The 1,413-nt window shown below is 56.8% G+C and carries 1 rRNA gene; it reads right to left on the bottom strand.

Features of this window, described 5'->3' with window-relative positions:
- Positions 1-19: 19 nt before the first annotated feature.
- A 23S ribosomal RNA gene (locus ACFYZE_RS36095) occupies positions 20-1,413 on the bottom strand; the annotation flags it as partial.

Raw genomic sequence — 1,413 nt, 5'->3', positions numbered from 1 at the left:
ACAGTGGACGCGAGCAACTGAGGACAAGCCCTCGGCCTATTAGTACCAGTCACCTCCACCCGTTACCGGGCTTCCAGACCTGGCCTATCAACCCAGTCGTCTACTGGGAGCCTTACCCCATCAAGTGGGTGGGAGTCCTCATCTCGAAGCAGGCTTCCCGCTTAGATGCTTTCAGCGGTTATCCCTCCCGAACGTAGCCAACCAGCCATGCCCTTGGCAGAACAACTGGCACACCAGAGGTTCGTCCGTCCCGGTCCTCTCGTACTAGGGACAGCCCTTCTCAAGACTCCTACGCGCACAGCGGATAGGGACCGAACTGTCTCACGACGTTCTAAACCCAGCTCGCGTACCGCTTTAATGGGCGAACAGCCCAACCCTTGGGACCGACTCCAGCCCCAGGATGCGACGAGCCGACATCGAGGTGCCAAACCATCCCGTCGATATGGACTCTTGGGGAAGATCAGCCTGTTATCCCCGGGGTACCTTTTATCCGTTGAGCGACGGCGCTTCCACAAGCCACCGCCGGATCACTAGTCCCGACTTTCGTCCCTGCTCGACCCGTCGGTCTCACAGTCAAGCTCCCTTGTGCACTTACACTCAACACCTGATTGCCAACCAGGCTGAGGGAACCTTTGGGCGCCTCCGTTACCCTTTAGGAGGCAACCGCCCCAGTTAAACTACCCATCAGACACTGTCCCCGATCCGGATCACGGACCCGGGTTAGACATCCAGCACGACCAGACTGGTATTTCAACGACGACTCCACCCGAACTGGCGTCCAGGCTTCACAGTCTCCCAGCTATCCTACACAAGCCGAACCGAACACCAATATCAAACTGTAGTAAAGGTCCCGGGGTCTTTCCGTCCTGCTGCGCGAAACGAGCATCTTTACTCGTAGTGCAATTTCACCGGGCCTATGGTTGAGACAGTCGAGAAGTCGTTACGCCATTCGTGCAGGTCGGAACTTACCCGACAAGGAATTTCGCTACCTTAGGATGGTTATAGTTACCACCGCCGTTTACTGGCGCTTAAGTTCTCAGCTTCGCCCACCCGAAAGTGAGCTAACCGGTCCCCTTAACGTTCCAGCACCGGGCAGGCGTCAGTCCGTATACATCGCCTTACGGCTTCGCACGGACCTGTGTTTTTAGTAAACAGTCGCTTCTCGCTGGTCTCTGCGGCCACCCCCAGCTCAGGAAGCAAGTTCCCTCACCAGGTGTGGCCCCCCTTCTCCCGAAGTTACGGGGGCATTTTGCCGAATTCCTTAACCATAGTTCACCCGAACGCCTCGGTATTCTCTACCTGACCACCTGAGTCGGTTTAGGGTACGGGCCGCCATGAAACTCGCTAGAGGCTTTTCTCGACAGCATAGGATCATCCACTTCACCACAATCGGCTCGGCATCAGGTCTCAGCC

This window comes from Streptomyces sp. NPDC001796, assembly GCF_042892355.1.
Lineage (GTDB): Bacteria > Actinomycetota > Actinomycetes > Streptomycetales > Streptomycetaceae > Streptomyces.
The sequence above is the reverse complement of the archived record's forward strand: the minus strand, read 5'-3'. Positions and strand labels throughout refer to the sequence as shown.